Source organism: Holdemania filiformis DSM 12042 (assembly GCF_000157995.1).
Lineage (GTDB): Bacteria > Bacillota_I > Bacilli_A > Erysipelotrichales > Erysipelotrichaceae > Holdemania > Holdemania filiformis.
Genome location: NZ_GG657559.1, coordinates 17,460 through 32,648, shown reverse-complemented (window position 1 = coordinate 32,648; position 15,189 = coordinate 17,460). Strand labels below are relative to the sequence as shown.

Genomic DNA, 15,189 nt, shown 5'->3' with positions numbered 1-15,189 from the left:
GCTTCTCATGAGCGAAGCCGCCTTCATCCTTTTGTTTTTTATTTCAGTAATGCCGCTTCCAGATCCTGAAGCATCACATCCAGCGCGGTAATTCCACCTTCCGCCAGGTACCAGACCGTCGGCGTGAGGTAGACGATATTGCCGTTCTGCGCAGCCAGCGTCTTGGCAGTCAGTTCGTTCTTCATGACTTCCTCCGCCAGCTTTGCGCCTTCGGTATTGATCGCAGAATCCCGGTCAAGCACGAAGATATATTCCGGATTCAGCTTGACCAGCAGTTCCATCGACGATTCGTTGCCATGCGTGGAATCAATGTCGTTCGCCAGATTGGTAAAGCCGATTTCATTGCCGATCAACGAGCACCGGCTGCCATTGCCTAAAGTATTGAAGTTGCTGGAAGTGACCATGCCGATCACCGCGGTTTTGCCTTCCGCCGCCTGGCGCAGCGTTTCAATCCGGCTGTCAAAACCGGCCAGCTGTTCCTTAGCCTTGTCTTCCATATTAAATAAGGAAGCTACGGTCATGGCGTTCTGCTTCACACTTTCCACAACGCCCAGCTCGGCGTCCGTGCTCAGATACACAACCGGGGCAATCTCAGACAACGCATCGTATTGCGCGCTCAGCCGGCCGCCGATGAAAATCAGATCCGGTTCGCTGGCCATCAGCGCTTCCATATCCACTTCTTTCAACGTTCCCAGATTCACGATCGCTTCGTTTTCATTATACGTTTTCAAATAATCGACCGTCGAGGATTTCGGCATGCCGACAACACGGCCGCCCAGGCCCCAGCTGTCCAGCATATCCAGCACCGCCATATCCAGAACCGCGATCCGCTGCGGATCCGCCGGGACTTCCAGCGACACCCTTTCCTGATTGCCGTTGAGCGTCATGATCGTCATCGTGGGCTTCGATTCCGACTGCCCCTCATTCTGGGGTTTGGCGGTGCAGGCTGTAAGCATTAACAAGCCGGCGGCCATGAATACTGCTAATTTTTTCATTGTTTCTCTCCTTTTTATTTATTTCTTCCAAGTCTTGATCGGGTGTTTCAGGCGGGAACTTCCCCGCCAACTGTCCTTCATTCAAAGTCAGGCGGCAACTTTTCTCTGACCTTCCTGCGAATCAGGTCTTTAATAATAGATTGACAACGGCCGGCCCGCGACCTGTTGGATCTCAAAGTCCACGCCGTAGATCGCCGAAAGGTTTTCCTTGCTGATCACGTCCTCAACGGTTCCAAATTGCGCAACTCTGCCATTCACAAACGCGCAGATATAATCCGAATAAAACGCCGCATAGTTGATTTCATGCAGGACCAGAATCACCGTTTTTCCCAATTCATCGCACAGTCGCCGCACAATTTTCATCATGTTCGACGCATGGTAGATGTCGAGGTTGTTCGTTGGTTCGTCCAACAGGATATAATCGGTATCCTGAGCAATCACCATCGCGATCATCGCCCGCTGCCGCTGCCCGCCGGACAGCTCGTCGATAAATTGATCGGCGATGACTTCCAGCTCCATGTAGGCCAGCGCTTCGTCCACTTTCTGCCGGTCTTCTTCCTGCAGCCGCCCCTGGCTATAAGGGAAACGGCCAAAGCTGACCAGTTCGCGCACCGTGAGCTTCATCTGAATGTTGTTGGACTGCGTCAGAATCGCCAGCCGCTTGGACAAGTCGCGGCTGTTCCATTGCGCCAGATCCTTGCCTTCAAAATGCACCAGCCCCGCATCCTTGGCGACCAGCCGGGAAATCATCCCCATCACCGTCGACTTGCCTGCGCCATTGGGCCCAATCAGGGACAGAACCTTGCCCTTGGGAATCTCGAAACTGACTTCGTCGACAACGCGCTTAGCGCCGTAGTGTTTTGTCAGTTGCTGAATTAACATATCCGCTGCCTCCCTTTGCCGAATAATAAAATCAGGAAATACAAACCGCCGCCGATCGTGATCAGCACGCTGATCGGAATGCTGTAAGAAAAGCCATGCTCGACCACCAGCTGTCCTCCGACCAGAACGATCATTCCCAGCACCGCCGAGCCGAAGATCAGCCAGGTGTGCTTGTACGTCTTAAACAACTGCCGCGACAGATTCGCGATGATCAAGCCCAAAAAGGAAATCGGACCGACCAGTGCCGTGGCGATCGCGATCAGCACCGTCACGCCCAGCAATAACCGGCGGATTGTCTTATCCACGTCCACACCCAGATTTATCGCCTGATTCTTGCCCAGCGCGATCACATCGAGCAGCTTCAGCTCTTTCCGCAGCGCGAAGATCACCAAGCCGATCAACACGGCCGAGATCGCCAGCAAACTGGAATTGACGTTGGAAAAACTGGCGACCAGCGAGCCTAACAGCGCGTCGTATTCGTTGGGATCCATGATCCGGATCAGCGTCGTCTGCATGCTGGAGAAAAACGTCGACATGACCGTGCCCGCCAGCAGCACATAGAGAATCTGATACTTCATCTTTTTAAATAACGTCCCGTAAATCAGGATCGCCGCCGCTCCCATGATCGTCAGATCGACGAGGAATGATAGTTGCGGATGTCGGGCGATCAAACTGCCGGAACCGAGAAAGAACACCACCGCGGTATGGATCAGGGCATAAAGTGAGTTCATCCCCAGCAGGCAGGGTGTCACAATCGTGTTCTGAATCAAGGTTTGAAAGACAATCGACGCGCCGCCGATACAGAAAGCTGTCACGAGCATGACTAACAATTTCGGCACGCGCAGGCGCATCGCGAATTCGACATATTTCGGATTGACATTGAACGTCAGATAACCGATCACCGCCAGAATGGCCAGTGTGATCAGAATCGCTGCTTTTATTTGATTGACATCTTGGCGTTTCATCCCCTGCAGCCTCCTTCCGGTTTTCTGACGATACGGGCTTTCCCGTTGAGCCGCATCCAGAGCAGACCGATGAAGATCAGACTGCCCAGAATCCCGACGATCAGCTCGATCGGCAGCTCATACGGAGCGATGACCACCCGGCCGAGCATGTCGCAGACCAGGACAAACAACGCCCCGAACAGCGCGGTATCGGCCAAAGTCCCGCGCAGCTTGTCGCCCTTGAACATCGTCACCAGATTGGGAACAATCAGTCCGATGTAGGAAATACTGCCGGCCACGACGACGATACTGGCGGTGATCATTGCGGCGATCGTCAGTCCCAGAAACAACACAGCGTTATAAGGCACGCCGAGGTTCTTCGAGAAATCCTTGCCCATACCGACGATATTGAAATGATTGGCAAACAGAAACGCCGCGAGAACTAACGGCACAACCAGAATGACCAGCTCATAGCGGCCCTTCATCACCAGAGAAAAGTGTCCGACCAGCCACGAGGAGAGCGCCTGCGTCATCTCATATTTATACGCCAGATAGTTCGTGATTCCGCCGATCACATTGCCGAACATAATGCCGACTAACGGCACCATCACGACGTCCTTGAACTGAATCCGCTGAATAAACGCCACAAAGATCCAGGTTCCCGCAATCGCGCTGACGAAGGCAAAACCCGCGCGCACCCACAGCGTCGAGCCGGGCATGAACAGAAAAGCGAACAGAATTCCCAGCTGAGCAGAGGAAATCGTTGCGCCGGTCGTAGGCGAAACAAATTTATTCATACACAGCTGCTGCATGATCAGGCCCGCGACGCTCATGCCCATTCCGGTGCATAAAATTGCCAACAGCCGGGGCAAGCGGGACAGCACCAGAATTTCCAGCGCTTCCCAGTTTCCGTTCAGCACATCTGACACGCTGAAATTGACCACACCGATAAACAGTGAAAGCACGGAACAGAGAACCAGAACTGCCGCCAGAAGCAGCGTACTTCTAACTCGTTGGAACATAGCGATCTCCTTTCAGAAATAGTTGTTAGTTTAAACTAACTTTGATTGAAAAAGAAAAGAGTCGACGTCGGATCGATTCTTTCTGTTTAAGTTAGCTTGGCCTAACTTTAAGCTCGTTAAGTTTACCATGCACTCTGGAAAAAAGCAAGTCCTCTCCTTTCTGCTTCGCTGGTATATATTGTTAAGAAACGAAAGTCAGTGATTTTTCCTTCTTCCCTGGATGGTTTTCAGCCAGCTTGTTTTGTCAAGACAGCCAGGTTCTCATTTTGCCTGAATTCCTGAACTATGATACACTGGAATCAACGAGAGAAAAAGAGGGGTGCTATGAATCAATCCGAGTCTTCTTTATGCCGTGTTTTCCTGGTCGACGACGATCTTCTGGTTCTGGATGATCTGCGGGAATTAATCGCCTGGGAAGCGGAAGGTTTTGAAATCATCGGAACCGCCGGCAATGGGGAACAGGCGTTAGCACAGCTAGCCCGGACCCCGGCGGATCTGGTCTTCGTCGATATCGAGATGCCGCGGTTAAACGGACTGGATTTTATCCGCCGGCTGCGCCAGATCGATCCGCAGGTGCAGACGCTGCTGCTGACCGCTTTTTCACGCTTTGATTACGCGCGGGAAGCGGTCTCGCTGGGTGTCTACAATTACATCCTCAAGCATGAGCTGACCGCCGAGGTGCTGCTTGAAAATCTGCGCGGAATGTGCGAACAGCGTAGGCAGCGCAAGGCCGCCAGCTATCTGGATGAACAAACCCGCTTCCGCCAGCTGCTTTGGGGCAACGACGAAGGCGCATTGGACTCCGCGTCCGAACCGTTTGCTTCCCACAAGGGAATCGGTCTGGTCTGCCTGCGGCATCTGCCTTCACTGGACGAATTGAGTCATCCTGCGGACACGCTGTCTACAGACGTTTTTTTAGCTTCCGTCCAGCAAGCTTTGCTTCCGCTGCGCAAAACCACTTCCTTTCTGGTCTTTCCTCAATCCGCACAGGAATTGTGGTTTGCCGTGGAAGCAGACCAGCCGGGAGACAGCGTACCTTATGAATTCTGCACCGCGCTGCGTGAAGCGTTAGAAAACAAACTCACTCCAGCCGGATTCTTTGTCAGTCCCATCGCCCCCGACCGCCAGGAACTGCGCCGGCTGTATCGTCTGATGAACCAGCGGCAGACGCAGCTGTTCTACTTTGCCCCCGGCCGGATTACCTTACTCCATGAATGTCCGGCTTTTGATCCTTTTGACAGCGCGGATTGGGAAGTGCGGCTGACCCAGACCGACACCCTCGCTGCACTGCGTCCGGTGCTTTCCGCGTTTCTCGACGCACTCGCGCAGCATCGGCCGCCGCTGCCGCAGGTCTTGTTAGCGATCAAGCTGATGCTGCAGAAGCTGCAGAAAATGCTGCCGGCTGCCGTTCTCGCTGACGACAATTTTTCCCAATGGAAAACGATCAGTACCTTTCAGGAGCTGAACGCGTTTGTGCATCGTTGGCTGCCAGCTTTAGAAACTCAGGCGCAGACCAGCCGCAAAACCAGTTTCATGCTGAACTATTTACAGGAACACTGCGCCGATGAAAACGTACTCGACGATCTCTCGCAGACGCTGCAGATGAACCGGGAATATTTAAGCAAGCTGCTGAAAAAAGAAACCGGTCAGACGTTGGCGCAGACGCTGCTGGAGCTGCGGCTGCAGAAAGCGATGCGGCTGCTCAAGCAAAACGATCTGAAAATCTATGAGGTCGCGCAGCGATGCGGATTCCATTCCAGCCAGTATTTCGCGATCGTCTTCTATAAGAAATACCACGTTTATCCCAGCGATATACTGAAGGAGCCTTACGCATGAGGCCCTTAATTCTCCGCAGGCGGCTTGCTTCGCTGCTTCCGCCCCGGCTCTCCGTCAAGCTGGCCGCGGCGCTGGGGGCGCTGGTGCTGGTCATGACAAGCGTAACCAGCTTCGTTTCCTATCATTATTTCGCGCACATCCTGACCCAGGAAAACCTGAAAAAAGACGCTCAGGTGCTCCGGCAAAACGCCCAGCAGCTGGAAAGCTCCGTGCAGGAACTGATGATCATCACGCGGAATCTTCTGGCTGACCCCCAGCTTCAGCAATTCTGCCATACCGAAGATCCCGACTATTTCCAACGCGAGGAAGCCGCCGAGCTGCTAACCCGCTATCTGTCGGTTCAGGATCTGCTTCACAGTGCGCTGATTCTGCGTGAGGATCAGGTTCTATGGAATCTCTATCCGCTCGATCAAACCTTTGACGCACTGAAAACGCCGCCGGATGAAATACGTCCGGCTGGATTCACGGAAGCCTTCCAAGTTCATTCCGGCGTCGATTCCCTCTGGCTGGCCGCTTATCATACGCCGATTTCCGATCTCGCCCATCCTCAGCAGAAAATTGGCGAGCTGTGGATTCTGCTGGACCTGCGGCAGTTAGAATCCCGGATCGCAGCCTGGAATCTGCCTCAGCAGGAGATGACGCTGATGCAGGGACAAACCGTTCTGATTCCCTCCCCTTCCGGAATCAACGAACAACGACTGGACGCCATCAATGCCATTTCAAGCGCCGCCGTCCAGCCGGTCCGAAGCGGATACTACCTGACCAGTCCGGTCGAGGGCACGCCCTATACGCTGCTTTCCTACCGGCCGCATGCCGCGCTGCGCGGCCGGGCTTCCTTTCTGATCGTCTTTTTTATCTTGTTTTCCTTGCTGATCTTCCTGTTGTTTTTACTGATTCTTTCGCGCATCGTCAAACAGTTCACCGCCCCGTTAACCACGCTGACCGACGGCTTGAATCAATTTGCATCCGGCGATCTGACAACGCAGATTGACATCCATAGCCACGATGAGCTGGAAGTGCTGGGCGATACGTTCAATACGATGGTTGTCCGGATTCATCAGCTGCTGGATCAGGCAGTGGAAGATGAAAAAATCCGCAAGAAGTTAAAATTCGACATGATGATCTCGAAGATTCATCCTCATTTCATCTATAATACGTTAAATTCCGTGATCGTGATGGCCCGCCGGGGCGGAAATCAGGAGGTTGTCGACATGGTACGGGCTTTGATCTTGATTTTACAGGATGGAATGGCGGTGCATGAAGATCTGTTGATGGATACGATCGCCCGCGAACGTTCCGTGATCGAAGCGTATGTCACAATTCAAAATTACCGCTATAAGCAGAAATTCAGCGTCGTCTACGATATTGAGCCCGGCTTGGAGGAACAGCTGATCGCCAAGAATATCCTTCAGCCGCTTGTTGAAAATGCGATTTTCCACGGGATCATTCCCAAGGATGGGCCCGGACAGCTGACGCTTTCCATTCATCGGCGGCAGGATCAGCTGCATGTTGAGGTCCGCGACGACGGCGTCGGTCTGCGTCCGGAACTGGCAGCGCTCATCGAACAGGGAGCGGAAGCGCTTAGCGCCCACCGTCAGGCAGAGAAAAACAGCGTGCATTCGATCGCGCTGGTCAACGTCTGCGAACGGCTGGAATTTCTTTATGGTCATCCCGTCCATCTGAAAGTACAGAGCGAACTTGGAAAAGGGACGGCCTTTCTCTTCGATCTGCCGCTGGTGCCGAAAGGAGGAAGCACCTCATGAAATTTTACCGCCTCAGCTTGGTCGTTTTAACACTGGCCCTCGCGCTCTTTCTGTCCGCCGCGTTTTCAGCGCCGCCGGCCGCGCCGGCAAATCCGCCGCAGGAAGTGCTCACTGTCTGGGGCTGGGATGATTTTCTCCCCGACGCCTTCGCTGAATACCAAAAAGCGCATCCTGAGATCACGCTTAACTACACCGTAGTAGAAAAAAGCGAAATGCTGCAGCGATTCAAACTGGCGCTGGCGCTCAATCAGCCGCTGCCGGACATCTGTATTCTGGAAAGTGAAACGCTGGATGGGATCGATGGGTCTGAGCTGTTTCTCGATCTGGAGGAAGCGCCTTATTCTCTACCCCGCGATCAGGTGCTAGAGTTCCGGCTGGCCCAGTTTGAGAATGCTCAGGGGCATCTATGGGCCGTGCCGGCGACACTGTCTGCCAGCGGCATCGCCTACAACCGCGCCATTGCCCAGGCTTTCTTACAAACCGAAGATCCGGTTCAGGTCGGCATCGTCTTCAGCAGCTGGGCCGATGTCATCAGCAAGGGATTGAAGTTCCGGAAGCAGTTCCCGGAGAAGGCGATGTTCGCTTCCCTGGAAGACGCCGCGGTGATGTTGTTTGGTCAGTCCCGCACGCCTTACCTTCAAAATAATACGCTGCTACAGCCCTACCGCTTCCTTAACGCTTTCCAGATTCTGGACGCGCTGCAGGAGGCCGGGTTAGCTTTGTCCTATCAACAATATTCGCCGCAGTGGATGAATTCGCTGGAAACAGATCAGGTCTTCTTTTATCCCTGCTCGCTCTGGTTAATGTCGATGGGCATTTTCCATACCGGTCAATCCTGGGGGTTCACCCGGGCGCCCAGCGGCAGTTATGCCTGGGGCGGCACGGTCTGGGCGATCCCCAAGACCAGCCGCCATGCCGAAGCTGCCTGGAACTTTATTCAGGCTGTGCTGCTTTCGCCTTCGGGTGCGGCTTATGCGAAGAATCATGGCACCGGCACGCTCATCAGCTACAGTCCGGCCTATGCTGAGGAAGGATATCAGGATCTGATCATGGAGGATTTCGCCGGCCAGAACATCGGCAAGATGTATTTCGATCAGATTTTTCCCGAAGTCCAGACCCGGCCCGCCGGTGAAAATGAAGCGCTGTTAAAGGAAGTCTATCTGCAGACCGTACGGACAATGATGGGGACGCCGGAAATGAACGGCGAGGAAGCTTACGCCTTGTTTTTACAAAAGCTGCGTCAGCGGCTGCCCGATTATCAGGAGGAATCCGCATGAAAATAAAAATCATTCTGGCCTGGCTCAGCCTGACGCTGATCAGTGGCTGCGCCGCTTCCTCAACCCGCTGTCAAATCGAAGGTTATCTGGGGCCCATGGAAATCGAAGTCCGCAGTCAGAATCAGCGAATTACTGAACTCCGCGTTCTTTCTCATGAAGATACCGCGGAAATTGCCGATCCGGCCTTTGCGGAATTCATCGCTCAGGTGCTGGAATATCAAACCCTGCAGATCGACGCCGTCGCCGGAGCGACCGAATCCTGTCAGGCTCTGCGCCGCGGGATTGAACGACTTCTGAAACGTCAGGGCTTTACCGATGAACAATGTTTCCGGCCGCTCCCGGAAACACCGGCCAAGCAGGAAGAACCGCTTAAAACCTACGATGTCGTTGTGATCGGCGGGGGCGGAGCCGGGCTGACGGCCGCGGTGAGCGCAGCTCAGCAGGGTGCGTCGGTCGCAGTACTGGAGAAAACCGGCAGTCTGGGCGGCAATACGATCCGGGCCACGGCGATGTATAACTGCGTCGACGACGCGCTTCAGCGTCCGCTCAACATTGCGGACAGCGAACAACTGTTTTTTGAAGAAACCTACAACGGCGGGCATCAGAAGGCCAAGCCGGAACTCGTGCGGATCCTGACTTCCCAAGCCGATGAAGGATTAGCTTTCCTGCAGGAGCTGGGGCTGCAGATCGACACGGTGATCGACAACTGTCTGGGCGGCGAACATGCCCGCGGACATTACTCCAAAGCGCATAACGGAACGGATTTCATTCAGGTGCTCGGCGACGCCTGCGCCCGGGAAGGCGTCGATCTCTATCTCAATACGAAGGCGGAAGCCCTGCTTCAGGACGACTCCGGCGCAATTCTCGGCGTGGCGGCGGCGCATGAACGCCAGACGATTCAGTTCGAGGCGCGCCGGGGTGTGATTCTGGCGACCGGCGGTTTCGGCTATAACGTGGAGATGCGGATGCACTATGACCAGAGCTTAACCGGCGACTTGCTTTGCAGCAATGCTCCGGGAACGCTCGGTGAGGGGATCGTCATGGCGGAGGCCGTTGGTGCTTCCTTAATAAATATGGAATACATTGAGTTGTATCCGATGGCCGATATTTATGACGGGAGGACTGCACAATTCCATTCCCAACGCGATCAACCACGGCATTCTCGTCAACACGCAGGGCGACCGCTTTATCCGCGAAGACGCCGGCCGCGACGAGCTGGCCGAAGCGATCCGCAGCCAGGAACATGGTTTTGTGTATTCGATCGCCGACGATGATTTTTCCACATTGCAGGAAGACCGTGACTTCCTGGAAGGACTGGTGCTGATGGGGCAGGTTGTCAAAGCGGACAGTCTGGACGAGCTGGCCCGCCTGTTGGATCTGGATCCGGTTTTATTGAATACGGCAATTGCCGACTATAACCGCAGCGTCGAGGCGCAGAACGATCCCCGGTTCCACCGCAAAACGCTGATCAACAAAATCGATCATCCCCCTTTCTACGCTACCGCAAAAACCGTCACCGTGCATCATACGCTGGGCGGGGTGGAAATCAATGAAAGGACGCAAGTGCTGAATTCGCAGAAGCAGCCGATTCCTCATCTCTTCGCCGCGGGCGAAGTCACCGGCGGAATTCATGGCGCCAACCGTTTAGGCGGCAATTCATTCCCGGACTGCATTGTTTTCGGCCGGATCGCGGGAACTGAAGCTGCCCGGAATTAAATCCGGATCCGGATATCTGAAACTTGAACAGAATGTCCGGTTTTTCGCTCGACCCCCGTTTGTGATTTTTTTATAATTTCCTTATTCAAGGAGGAAAGAGAAATGAAGAAATACCTTGCCCTGATTCTTGGCTTATGCCTGACTGTGGGCTTAGGCGGCTGCGCGAGCACGCCCGCCGAAAAAACACCGGAAACCCAACCGGAATCCGGCAACGAACAATTTGACATCGTCATCGTCGGCGCCGGCGGCGCCGGTCTGGCCGCGGCCGTGGAAGCGCACGAACAAGGCGCTGACAACATCCTGGTTTTAGAAAAAATGTCCTTTGCGGGCGGCAGCACAACGATGGCGTTCGGCGGCTTCAACTGCACGAACTCCCGCTTCATGGATGAACAGGGGAAAGAAGAAACCCCGGTGATGTTAGTAGACAAAATCGTCAAAAACGGCGCAGGTTTTGCGGATGTCGACATGGCCGGCATCATCGCGATGGAAACGCCGAAGGTTATCGAATGGCTGGACGGCTTCGGATCCGAATGGGGAAAGATCCGCTATGCCGACCTGCACTGCCCGACCGACGGCACAATCCCGGGCGTTGAATTAGTCAAGGTCTTAAAGGAACAGGCGGAGAAAAACGGCATTGAAATCCGCTACAACAGTCCGGCCGTCGATCTGATCGCCGATGAAAGCGGACGGGTCAGCGGCGTTCAGGTCAAAGATGCCAACGGCGAATATACCATTGACGCTCAGGCTGTCATTCTGGCAACCGGCGGTTTTGAAAGCAACCCGGAAATGATCGCGAAATACGATAATCCAGGTCTGGCCCATATTCATTTAGCGCCAAGCCAGGGAAATATGGGCGACGGCATCGTGATGGCGGAAAAGCTGGGCGCAGAACTTCGCAACATGGATCTGATCCAGCTGTCCTGCGCAGTCGCTCCGTTCTCCATCCAGATGCAGCTGCCGATTAAAAACAACGGCGTCGTCTTCATCAATAAGGAAGGCAAGCGTTTCACTAATGAATACAGCGAAGCCAGCTCCGACCGTCGGATTACCGAGGATATCCTGAAGCAAACCGACGCGGAATGCTTCGGCGTTTACAACGAAACGATTTACCAGACGTTCATGGCAATTGAGGAAAAAGATTTCTTCGATGAATACCGCATGACCGGCATCGACAACAGCGGCACCGTCATCAAGGCGGATACGCTGGAAGAACTGGCGGAAAAGCTGGGCGTCGATCAGGAAACCTTCCTGGCGACCATGAACGGCTTAAAGACAGACAACATCGGCAACGAAGAAGTTGTCAAACTGGCGGATACCTACAAATCAGGTCCTTACTATGCCGTCACCTTAACACCGGGCGTCATGGATACTTTAGGCGGCGTCCTGGCGGATACTACCGGCCGCGTTATCAATAAGGAAGGCAAGCCGATCAAAGGCCTGTACGCGGCAGGCGAAGTCATCGGCAATGTTCAGGGTGCTTATTATTCTGTCGGCCTGGGCGAAGCGGTCGTCTTCGGACGTGTCTCTGCCCGCAATGCGATCGAATACATTAAAGATCGCCAGGGACTGACTGAACATGTTCCGTTTGACCGCGATACTCCGCAGGAAAATAACGCGGAAACCGCCAAAGGCAATTTCACGGACGGCACGTTTACCGGTGAAGGCCAGGGCAACAACGGTCCGATCAAAGTAGAAGTCACAGTCAAAGACGGAAGCATCACGGAGATCCAGGTCCTGGAACAGGCGGAAACCCCAAACATCTATGCCGGAGCGGAAGAACAGTTCATTCCGGAACTGATCAAAACGCAGAATCTGGAAATTGACGCCGTCGCAGGCGCAACCAATTCCAGCAACGGCCTGCGCGAAGCGGTCAAGAATGCGTTAAAGCAATAAACAACGCGATTCCCTTCCGTTTTAAACTCCCTTACTGTAAAGCGTTAACCTGAAGTTGGATCGCGAAGATCCAAAACAATCTCCCCCCAAACAAAACAGACGATTTCCGCTGCGGCGGCGACCGTCTGTTTTGTTATTTCACTGTTGATCTTGAATCGAATCCAAAAGAAAGCGGATTTCTTTAATGACAGAAAGATGGCTTACCGGCTGAAGGAATCCAGCTTATTCCCCGGTGATTTGTTCCACCCAGCGGCGGCCCGCCTGTTCCGCTTCCGCAAGCTGCGCCGGCGACGGCTTAAACCGGACTTTCAAAGCAGGCATAACCGTAATCCGCAGCTGCTTTAACCGTTCTTCCAAATGCGCGAAGGCTTCCCCGCTCCAGCCATAGCTGCCGAAAACTGCGGCGTATTTTCCGCCATGCACAACTGGATTCAAATAGGAAAGAAGCATCCAGACCGGCGGCAGCGCTTCCGCCAGGATCGTCGGCGATCCCAGCAGAAATCCCCGGGCCTGTTCCAGTTTTTCCACCACTTCCGCAACTGGCGTCTGCGTGAGTTCTACCAATTCTGCCTGCCAGCCGGCGCTTTCAATCCCACGGGCAATGGCCTGGGCCAGCTGCTCTGTGTAGCCGTAAGCACTGACATACGCCAGAATCAGCTTATTTTCTAATTGCGGCTCAACGTTCCATTGGCGATATTGCTCTATTATCCCATCCAACCCGCAATCCAGCACCGGTCCGTGTCCCGGACAAATCATCTTCACATCCAGACCTTCAACCTTGTCCAGCGCTTTCCGCATAAATGGACGGAACGGCTTTAGAATGTGATCGTAATAGTATTTTAATGCGCTCTGATACGCTTCGTGATCCTTGACCTCGCTCACGCGCAGCCCTTCAAAGGCATAGTGCGCACCGAAGGAATCGCAGGTAAACAAAATCCCGTCTTCCTGCGCCAGCGTGTACATCGTATCCGGCCAATGCAGATTCGGCGCCATGATCAACTGCAGCGTCTTTCCGCCCAGGTCCAGCGTCATGCCTTCTTTCGCAATCAGCGAACGGAAATCCTGATTTACGATTTCCTTTAAGAACTGCAGCGCCGCCGGACTGCCGACCACTGTCAGGTCCGGATTGATTTCCAACAGCCTGGCAATCGAACCCGCATGATCCGGCTCTGTGTGATTGACGATCAAATAATCAATCTGCGTGATCGGCAGCACCGCTTCGATACGCTTTCGAAATTCGTCAAAAAACGGCAGCTTGACCGTTTCGATCAGCGCGGTTTTTTCCAAGCCTTTTAACAGATAAGCATTGTAGGTCGTTCCATATTCTGTTTCCATGATAATATCAAAGACCTTCAGCTGCGGATCCTGGACACCCACCCAGGTCAGGTCGTTCGTTAATTGTTGATGGATTGCCATCTTGCATCACTCCTTCATTCATTGTTTCCCAAAATCCGGGAAATTAACAAAAATCTTTTATTCCTGACCATCATAGTCAAATTCTGAACAAATTTCTATCAGAATGCTCAAAATCAGGAAATTTTTGGTTTACGGGCAAAGGTGAGTCAGACTTCCACGGCATCAGGGAATACGCCGCGGCAACACTTTGAAAAACACGGTTCTCTGACTTTAACACTGTCGGTTTATAATTCTGAATTTCTTCATGAATGCTTCGATTTCGAACAAATATTGACAATTTCGGCGAAGTTTATTATGAAATCCGGATTGATTCTGTCGGAGAATCGTGCTATATTGTAAATAGATTTTTTAGGCTATAACTATAATTTCACATGACGAAAGGATAGTTACTACCCAAGCTCATGTGTCTTTTATTATAGTGGCATAGGAGGACAGCTCATGGTTACAGGAAAAGTCAAATGGTTTAACGCTGAAAAAGGCTACGGTTTCATTACAACGGATGAAGGAAAAGACGTCTTCGTTCATTATTCCGCGATTCAGACAGACGGCTTTAAAACGTTAGACGACGGCGAAGCGGTCAGCTTTGAAGTCGTGCAGAGCGACCGCGGCGAACAGGCGGCCAATGTCTGCAAGCTCTAATCGTTTTCCATTCCAGGACGCGCAAAAGCACTCATCCGAGTGCTTTTTCTTATCTTTCTTCTTGTGAAAACCGGTCAGACTATAATTTATTTCTCCCCAGGCGCTTTGTCCGTTAAAGGCATGGGCGGATAGACCAGACAGGCGACGTTCATGTCCGCTTTTTGTTTCATCCAGTAACAGGCAACGGGAAACGGCGGTTCTTCCGCGTCCTGTTCCATAGCGTCGTTCTGACGATCCTGAATAAACAGCCACACCGCGGACGGATAGTCCTTGGTTTTAACGCCTTTTAACAGGTGGTCGAGTTCAGCGCTGATCTTCCGTTCCTTCTTCACTTTGACAAAGTCCAGGGTCTGACTGCGATCGAGCGGCTGTCCCTGATGAACGAGCTGACTGATCATCTTCACCAGCCACTCTCCGTTCCATGGCTCGATCAATCCCCGGCGGATTTGCCAGGACGGAATCGCTCTGCATGGTTTGGGACTCAGGACCAGGACCGGTTCGGTAAAAGCGGCAGCCAGCTGCGGATCGACAGCGGTTGAGGAACAGAGAATAGTTTGATCCCATTTTTCGGGGCGGCGTGCTGCATCTACGAGTTGGATGTATTCAATGACGAGATCGCCCGTCTGATGCCGGATCCGGTGAACCTGATCCTCGGCCTGCGGGTCAACCGGATCGCATTGCAGAATTCTGATTTTCATGGCGGTACCCTCCGATTCTGTTTTCAGTGTATGCCCTGAATATCCTGATTATGAATGCGATCTGCGATGAACCGCACGAAAACCCAGACAGGTAGTTTTTCCGGAAAC

The 15,189-nt window shown here is 53.3% G+C and carries 13 protein-coding genes; 7 read left to right on the top strand and 6 right to left on the bottom strand.

Going from position 1 to position 15,189, the window contains the following annotated elements:
* Positions 1–38: 38 nt before the first annotated feature.
* From HOLDEFILI_RS12025 to HOLDEFILI_RS12010, 4 genes are all read right to left on the bottom strand, one after another.
* Positions 39–995 (bottom strand): siderophore ABC transporter substrate-binding protein, encoded by a 957-nt coding sequence (locus tag HOLDEFILI_RS12025; RefSeq protein ID WP_006059993.1) that lies wholly within the window; start codon positions 993–995, stop codon positions 39–41.
* Between the two features lie 129 nt (positions 996–1,124).
* Positions 1,125–1,877, bottom strand: coding sequence for an iron ABC transporter ATP-binding protein (locus HOLDEFILI_RS12020; protein ID WP_006059992.1), 753 nt, complete (start codon positions 1,875–1,877; stop codon positions 1,125–1,127).
* Positions 1,871–2,842 carry an iron chelate uptake ABC transporter family permease subunit gene (locus HOLDEFILI_RS12015; protein ID WP_006059991.1) on the bottom strand — a complete coding sequence of 324 codons (972 nt, stop codon included), beginning with the start codon at positions 2,840–2,842 and terminating at the stop codon, positions 1,871–1,873. The genes HOLDEFILI_RS12020 and HOLDEFILI_RS12015 overlap by 7 nt, the downstream gene beginning before the upstream one ends.
* Positions 2,839–3,843 carry an ABC transporter permease gene (locus HOLDEFILI_RS12010; protein WP_006059990.1) on the bottom strand — a complete coding sequence of 335 codons (1,005 nt, stop codon included), beginning with the start codon at positions 3,841–3,843 and terminating at the stop codon, positions 2,839–2,841. Before HOLDEFILI_RS12010 ends, HOLDEFILI_RS12015 begins: the two co-directional genes overlap by 4 nt.
* A gap of 324 nt (positions 3,844–4,167) precedes the next feature.
* Here HOLDEFILI_RS12010 and HOLDEFILI_RS12005 point away from each other — a divergent pair, with 324 nt between their 5' ends.
* From HOLDEFILI_RS12005 to HOLDEFILI_RS11980, 6 genes are all read left to right on the top strand, one after another.
* Entirely contained in the window at positions 4,168–5,679 is a 1,512-nt protein-coding gene (locus HOLDEFILI_RS12005; RefSeq protein WP_039864913.1) for a response regulator, read from the top strand.
* The gene (locus tag HOLDEFILI_RS12000; protein ID WP_006059988.1) at positions 5,676–7,442 is read left to right on the top strand and encodes a sensor histidine kinase; all 1,767 of its coding nucleotides are present in this window, start codon (positions 5,676–5,678) and stop codon (positions 7,440–7,442) included. Before HOLDEFILI_RS12005 ends, HOLDEFILI_RS12000 begins: the two co-directional genes overlap by 4 nt.
* Positions 7,439–8,719: an extracellular solute-binding protein gene (locus tag HOLDEFILI_RS11995; protein WP_006059987.1), complete on the top strand. Its 1,281-nt coding sequence runs from the start codon at positions 7,439–7,441 to the stop codon at positions 8,717–8,719. Before HOLDEFILI_RS12000 ends, HOLDEFILI_RS11995 begins: the two co-directional genes overlap by 4 nt.
* On the top strand, positions 8,716–9,993 hold the full coding sequence (locus tag HOLDEFILI_RS11990; protein WP_006059986.1) for an FAD-dependent oxidoreductase: 1,278 nt from the start codon (positions 8,716–8,718) through the stop codon (positions 9,991–9,993). Before HOLDEFILI_RS11995 ends, HOLDEFILI_RS11990 begins: the two co-directional genes overlap by 4 nt.
* A complete protein-coding gene (locus HOLDEFILI_RS20380) occupies positions 9,878–10,435 on the top strand; it encodes an FAD-binding protein (RefSeq protein ID WP_279625256.1) in 558 nt (185 codons plus the stop codon). Before HOLDEFILI_RS11990 ends, HOLDEFILI_RS20380 begins: the two co-directional genes overlap by 116 nt.
* 102 nt (positions 10,436–10,537) lie before the next feature.
* Entirely contained in the window at positions 10,538–12,328 is a 1,791-nt protein-coding gene (locus HOLDEFILI_RS11980) for an FAD-dependent oxidoreductase (RefSeq protein ID WP_006059984.1), read from the top strand.
* Between the two features lie 222 nt (positions 12,329–12,550).
* Here the strand turns inward: HOLDEFILI_RS11980 and HOLDEFILI_RS11975 are convergent, their stop codons facing one another.
* Complete coding sequence (locus HOLDEFILI_RS11975; RefSeq protein WP_006059983.1) at positions 12,551–13,744, bottom strand: FprA family A-type flavoprotein; 1,194 nt, start codon at positions 13,742–13,744, stop codon at positions 12,551–12,553.
* Between the two features lie 438 nt (positions 13,745–14,182).
* Here HOLDEFILI_RS11975 and HOLDEFILI_RS11970 point away from each other — a divergent pair, with 438 nt between their 5' ends.
* Positions 14,183–14,383, top strand: coding sequence for a cold-shock protein (locus tag HOLDEFILI_RS11970; RefSeq protein ID WP_006059981.1), 201 nt, complete (start codon positions 14,183–14,185; stop codon positions 14,381–14,383).
* A gap of 86 nt (positions 14,384–14,469) precedes the next feature.
* Here the strand turns inward: HOLDEFILI_RS11970 and HOLDEFILI_RS11965 are convergent, their stop codons facing one another.
* Positions 14,470–15,081 carry a hypothetical protein gene (locus HOLDEFILI_RS11965; protein ID WP_006059980.1) on the bottom strand — a complete coding sequence of 204 codons (612 nt, stop codon included), beginning with the start codon at positions 15,079–15,081 and terminating at the stop codon, positions 14,470–14,472.
* Positions 15,082–15,189 lie beyond the last annotated feature (108 nt).

Bases quoted from the DNA above. Each gene is read 5' to 3' on its own strand.
- HOLDEFILI_RS12025 (WP_006059993.1), bottom strand. From the start codon at position 995: ATGAAAAAATTAGCAGTATTCATGGCCGCCGGCTTGTTAATGCTTACA.
- HOLDEFILI_RS12020 (WP_006059992.1), bottom strand. From the start codon at position 1,877: ATGTTAATTCAGCAACTGACAAAACACTACGGCGCTAAGCGCGTTGTC.
- HOLDEFILI_RS12015 (WP_006059991.1), bottom strand. From the start codon at position 2,842: ATGAAACGCCAAGATGTCAATCAAATAAAAGCAGCGATTCTGATCACA.
- HOLDEFILI_RS12010 (WP_006059990.1), bottom strand. From the start codon at position 3,843: ATGTTCCAACGAGTTAGAAGTACGCTGCTTCTGGCGGCAGTTCTGGTT.
- HOLDEFILI_RS12005 (WP_039864913.1), top strand. From the start codon at position 4,168: ATGAATCAATCCGAGTCTTCTTTATGCCGTGTTTTCCTGGTCGACGAC.
- HOLDEFILI_RS12000 (WP_006059988.1), top strand. From the start codon at position 5,676: ATGAGGCCCTTAATTCTCCGCAGGCGGCTTGCTTCGCTGCTTCCGCCC.
- HOLDEFILI_RS11995 (WP_006059987.1), top strand. From the start codon at position 7,439: ATGAAATTTTACCGCCTCAGCTTGGTCGTTTTAACACTGGCCCTCGCG.
- HOLDEFILI_RS11990 (WP_006059986.1), top strand. From the start codon at position 8,716: ATGAAAATAAAAATCATTCTGGCCTGGCTCAGCCTGACGCTGATCAGT.
- HOLDEFILI_RS11980 (WP_006059984.1), top strand. From the start codon at position 10,538: ATGAAGAAATACCTTGCCCTGATTCTTGGCTTATGCCTGACTGTGGGC.
- HOLDEFILI_RS11975 (WP_006059983.1), bottom strand. From the start codon at position 13,744: ATGGCAATCCATCAACAATTAACGAACGACCTGACCTGGGTGGGTGTC.
- HOLDEFILI_RS11970 (WP_006059981.1), top strand. From the start codon at position 14,183: ATGGTTACAGGAAAAGTCAAATGGTTTAACGCTGAAAAAGGCTACGGT.
- HOLDEFILI_RS11965 (WP_006059980.1), bottom strand. From the start codon at position 15,081: ATGAAAATCAGAATTCTGCAATGCGATCCGGTTGACCCGCAGGCCGAG.